The 4,523-nt window shown below is 64.5% G+C and carries 4 protein-coding genes; 1 reads left to right on the top strand and 3 read right to left on the bottom strand.

Annotated elements, in window-relative coordinates:
• The coding region (locus EN994_RS19075) for an IlvD/Edd family dehydratase (protein WP_164746010.1) at positions 1-1,640 on the bottom strand (1,640 nt) is incomplete at its 3' end.
• The gene (locus EN994_RS19070; protein WP_082826662.1) at positions 1,637-2,380 is read right to left on the bottom strand and encodes a FadR/GntR family transcriptional regulator; all 744 of its coding nucleotides are present in this window, start codon (positions 2,378-2,380) and stop codon (positions 1,637-1,639) included. The genes EN994_RS19070 and EN994_RS19075, both read right to left, overlap by 4 nt.
• 109 nt (positions 2,381-2,489) lie before the next feature.
• On the opposite strand from EN994_RS19070, the gene EN994_RS19065 reads away from it, so the two are divergent.
• On the top strand, positions 2,490-3,419 hold the full coding sequence (locus EN994_RS19065; protein WP_063167579.1) for an aldose 1-epimerase: 930 nt from the start codon (positions 2,490-2,492) through the stop codon (positions 3,417-3,419).
• A gap of 18 nt (positions 3,420-3,437) precedes the next feature.
• Here EN994_RS19065 and pcaQ read toward each other — a convergent pair whose 3' ends face one another.
• A complete protein-coding gene (pcaQ, locus tag EN994_RS19060; protein WP_063167580.1) occupies positions 3,438-4,355 on the bottom strand; it encodes a pca operon transcription factor PcaQ in 918 nt (305 codons plus the stop codon).
• Positions 4,356-4,523 lie beyond the last annotated feature (168 nt).

Genomic DNA, 4,523 nt, shown 5'->3' with positions numbered 1-4,523 from the left:
ACATAAAGGCTCTGGTAGCCGCCCTCCGGCGACGCCGGCGGCTTCCAGTCACGCCGGCGGATGGCGAGCTCCTCTTCCGACACCAAAAGTTCCAACCGGCGGCCGGCGACGTCGAGCTCGATGAGGTCGCCGTCGCGCACCAGCGCCAGCGCGCCGCCTGCGGCTGCTTCCGGCGCCACATGCAGAACCACGGTGCCGTAGGCGGTGCCGCTCATGCGCGCGTCCGAAATGCGCACCATGTCGGAGATGCCTAGCTTGAGCAGTTTGGCCGGCAGCGGCATGTTGCCGACCTCGGCCATTCCGGGATAACCGCGCGGCCCGCAGTTCTTCAGCACCATCACCGAGGTGGCGTCGATGTCCAACTCCGGATCGTCGATGCGGGCGTAGTAATGCTCGATGTTTTCGAACACCACCGCCTTGCCGCGATGCTGCATCAGCTCGGGCGTTGCCGCGGACGGCTTGATGACCGCGCCGTCAGGCGCCAGATTGCCGCGCAGGATCGAAATGCCGCCTTCCTTGGTCAGCGGCTGGCTCAGCGGCCGGATCACCTCGCTGTTGTAGTTCGGCGCGCCGTCGATCAATTCACCGATGGTCTTGGCGCTGACGGTCATGGCGTCGCGATGAAGAAGCCCCACTTCATCAAGCGACGCCATGACCGCAGCTAGCCCCCCGGCGTAGTAGAAATCTTCCATCAGGAACCGGCCCGACGGCATCAAATCGACAATAGTTGGAACGTCACGACCTAGGCGGTCCCAGTCTTCGAGGCTGAGATCGACACCGATCCGGTTGGCGATGGCGATCAGATGCAGCACCGCATTGGTCGAGCCACCGATCGCGCCGTTGACGCGAATGGCGTTCTCGAACGCTTGCCTGGTGAGGATCTCCGCGATCCTAACGTCCCTGCGCACCAGATCGACGATCTGGCGTCCGGCCATCTGGGCGAGCACGCCACGGCGCGAATCCACCGCCGGGATCGCGGCATTGTCCGGCATGCCGATGCCGAGCGCTTCGACCATGCTGGCCATGGTCGAGGCTGTGCCCATCGTCATGCAGCTGCCCGCCGATCGGCTTTGGCCCTGCTCGGCGGCGAGAAAGTCGGCAACCGGCATGCGGCCGGCTTTAACCTCCTCGGCGAATTTCCAGACATGGGTGCCCGAGCCGATATCCTGTCCGCGGAACTTGCCGTTGAGCATCGGCCCGCCGGAAACGGCGATGGTCGGCAGGTTGCACGACGCAGCCCCCATCAGCAGCGCCGGTGTGGTCTTGTCGCAACCGACCAGCAGGATGACGCCATCGATCGGATTGCCGCGGATGGACTCTTCGACATCCATGCTGACCAGATTGCGAAACAGCATGGCGGTGGGGCGCATGTTGCTCTCGCCCAGCGACATCACCGGGAATTCGAGCGGCAGGCCGCCGGCTTCATAGACGCCGCGCTTGACGTGGTCCGCCAGCGCCCGCAGGTGGGCATTGCACGGGGTCAATTCCGACCAGGTGTTGCAGATGCCGATCACCGGGCGGCCGTCGAAAGCGTCGGCGGGAATGCCCTGGTTCTTCATCCAGCTGCGGTGCATGAAGGCGTTCTTGCCCTCACCGCCGAACCAGGCCTCGGACCGCAGTTTGCGTTTGGTGTCGGTCACGATGTCTGTTCCCGTTCCTGGCGGCGCTTGTTGCGGTTTTCGACGCTGCGGCGCACGTCCTCCTCGGCATTGTCGATGAGGACCAGCAGCGCCTTTTGTGCGCCGGTCGCGTCGCCGGCGGCGATCTTTTCGGCGACTTCCCGGTGCAGCGGCAATGAGGGGCGCTGCCCTTCCGGATTGTCGTTGGAAAGACGAAAGCTCGTCACCAATGCGGTTTCGACCAGTGCCGCCAGCGAGCCGATCAGCTCATTGCCGGTCATGCGCAGTATGGTCTGGTGGAACAAAAGGTCAGGCTTGGCGAAGCGGTCGCCGTCGTCGACCACCGCCTCCATTTCGACCAGAGCTGCATTGATCTCGGCGATCTGCGATGGCGTGGCGCGCTGGGCCGCAAGCGCTGCCGACATCGGCTCGATGGCCCTGCGCAATTCGAACAGCGCCCGGACATCGTCGGCGCTGACACCGCTGGCATAGCGCCATGACAGGACGTCCGGGTCGAGGAAATTCCAGTCGGCACGAGGACGCACCCTTGTGCCGGTCTTCGGCCGCGATTCGACCAGCCCCTTGCCCGCCAACACCTTGATCGCCTCGCGCAGCACCGTGCGGCTGACCCCCAGCATCTCGCTTGAATCGTCGGCATTGGGCAGTGCCTCGCCGGGCAGGAAATCGCCTTGAACGATGCGCAATCCGATTTGCTCGACGACGGTCGCATGCAGAGCGGTGGAGCCGCTGGAAACCGCCACCGCGACTCTCGACGTACGCGCCATACTGAAAGATTTGTTATTCTTCATACTATTCATATGATATGTCTTATCGGCATTGCGATTGGAGTCAAGGGATGGGGGAGTGCCGATGACAAAGAATTCCGCTGCCGTTGCCGAGCAGCACCAAGGGCTGATCTCGATCAGCGACGGCATTGCGACCGTGGAGATCGCGCCGGCCGCCGGCGGCGCGCTGGCGTCGTATCGCTGGCGGCAAAACGGATCCGTCGTGGATTGGCTGCGCCCTGCGGATCAGGCGGCGATCGACGGCCGCGATGCCGGCGCCATGGCCTGCTTCCCGCTGGTTCCCTATTCCAATCGCATAAGGCACGGCCGCTTCGCATTCGCAGGCCGCACCGTCGAACTGCCGACCAGCCCGGACGATCCACATCATGAGCATGGCCATGGCTGGCGTCGGCCATGGACCGTCGTGCGGCACGAAGCCAGCGCCACTGTCCTATCCTATCGCCATGCCGCCGATTCCTGGCCGTGGAGCTATGAGGCAAGGCAAGAGATCTCGCTGGTCAATGGCAGCCTGATCACCGCCATCTCGCTGCGCAACCTGTCGGACGCGCCGATGCCGGCCGGGCTCGGCCTGCATCCCTATTTCCCATCGACACCGTGGACGCATGTCCAGGCGCGGGTGTCCGGCATGTGGGAGACCGACGCGGAAATCCTGCCCACCCGGCACGTCCTGCCGCCTGCAGGCTCCAACCCGACCACGGGCTTCGACGTGTCGGAGACGGACTTCGACACGGTCTTCACCGGATGGTCGCGCCGCGCCCGGATCTCCTGGCCGGAGCATGGACGGCAACTGGACATCGAGGCCGAGGCGCCACTCGATTTCCTTGTCCTCTACACGCCGCCCGGCGAGCCGTTCTTTTGCGCCGAACCGGTCAGCAACATCACCGATGCCTTCAACCGCAGGGCTGACACGGGCATCGAGGCCGGCTGTATCGTACTGGCGCCCGGGCACATGCGGTCCGCAAGCGTTCGCTTCACGCCTTCGCGGGAGATCTGATCGCCAGTCTGAGCCGCATCAACTGCTTTGCCTCGCCGCTTCGCGGATGGTCTGCAACAGGATGGAGAAGGCCGGCGAGGGCGCCGTGTCGGTCCGCATCGTCAGGCCGACCGGTCCCTTGGTTTCCTCGGTGTTGACCGGCAGGGCGACGAAGGCGCCACTGCCGAGTTCATTGGCGACGACACCGGCCGAAATGATCCAAACCGCATCGCTCTGCCGCAGGAAGGCGCGGCCGAAGGAGTCCGAGACGGTTTCGATCTCGGTTGCCGGCGCCGTCATGCCGCTGGTGATGAACAGGCGGTCGACGAAAGGGCGGATGACCGATTCCCGTGTCGGCATCAGCGCCGGGAACTCGTCGAGCCGCGCGAACACGTCCTGTCCGGGCTCAAGCAGCGGATGTCGCGCCCGCACCACGAACAGCACCTGTTCGGAGTAGAGATGCTCGAAGAAGAAGCCGGTCATGTTCTCCGGCGCCGCCAACCGTCCGACGACGAGATCGAGCGCGCCGGTGCGCAACTGTTCGAGCAGCACCGCGTTCTCGCCGGTGACGATCTTGATCGCCGCACCGGTGCTCTCTTTGAGGAACAGGCTCATGGCAAGCGGCATCACCCGCGCCGACACCGTCGGCAGCGCGCCGATGCGGATCGGGTGCCGGTTGACCGCTCCGTCCTGGCGGACGGAATCGACGCCTTGCTTGAGCGCCGTGATCGCCATGGCGGCGTGGCGAAGGAAGATCTCGCCGATGCGCGTCAGTCGGATGCCGCGGCCGTCGCGCTCCACCACCGCAACCCCCAGCGCCTCTTCCAGTTCGCGCAATGTCTTGGTCACGGCCGGCGGGCTGACATGCAGCAAGTCAGCCGCTCGCGCCACGCTCCCCTGCCGCGCAACTTCCAGGAATGCCTGCAGGTGACGGAACCGAATGCGGCTCTCGGACATGGATTCGATAACCCCTGAGTTAATGAAACGCCAAAAAATATCATTTTACCGAACCAAACGCCTTGTGCAATGTGAGGGCGGAGGATCGAAACCGTGCCATTCGTCACCATCGGCGGCATCACGCTGCACCATCGCCACATCAAGGCGACCGGCAATGCGCGCCCAATC

Origin of the sequence: Mesorhizobium sp. M7A.F.Ca.CA.002.09.1.1, from assembly GCF_003998555.1 — a bacterium.
GTDB classification, from domain to species: Bacteria; Pseudomonadota; Alphaproteobacteria; order Rhizobiales; family Rhizobiaceae; genus Mesorhizobium; species Mesorhizobium ciceri.
The sequence above is the reverse complement of the archived record's forward strand: the minus strand, read 5'-3'. Positions and strand labels throughout refer to the sequence as shown.